Annotated in this window: 1 protein-coding gene; it reads left to right on the top strand. The window is 35.2% G+C overall.

Annotated features, from left to right (window positions below; genetic code table 11):
• Window positions 1–25: 25 nt before the first annotated feature.
• On the top strand, window positions 26–313 hold the full coding sequence (locus AOA60_RS01295) for a PIN domain-containing protein (protein WP_305887032.1): 288 nt from the start codon (window positions 26–28) through the stop codon (window positions 311–313).
• Window positions 314–327 lie beyond the last annotated feature (14 nt).

Genomic DNA, 327 nt, shown 5'->3' with positions numbered 1-327 from the left:
GTTTTAAATGGAGAAAAACAAAGTAATGTTGGTTGATGGAATGGCCCTACTATTCAGAGCCTTTTATGCAACCGCAATGAGTGGATATTTTATGGTAAACAGTAAAGGAATTCCAACCAATGCTGTTCATGGATTTGTAAAACACCTGTTTACTGCAGTTAATACTTATAAACCAAGTCATGTATTATGCTGTTGGGATATGGGAAGTAAGACATTTAGAACAGAAATGTATCCTGATTATAAAGGTAACAGAAGCGAGGCACCTATAGATTTAATTCCCCAGTTTGACCTAGTTAAAGAAGTTGTAGAGTAACTCGATATTCCTAA

The sequence above is a fragment of the Pseudomonas sp. 2822-17 genome (assembly GCF_002742485.1).
Lineage (GTDB): Bacteria > Pseudomonadota > Gammaproteobacteria > Pseudomonadales > Pseudomonadaceae > Aquipseudomonas > Aquipseudomonas cyclaminis.
Note: the sequence above shows the minus strand (reverse complement) of the source record. Positions and strands in the feature narration are given on the sequence as shown.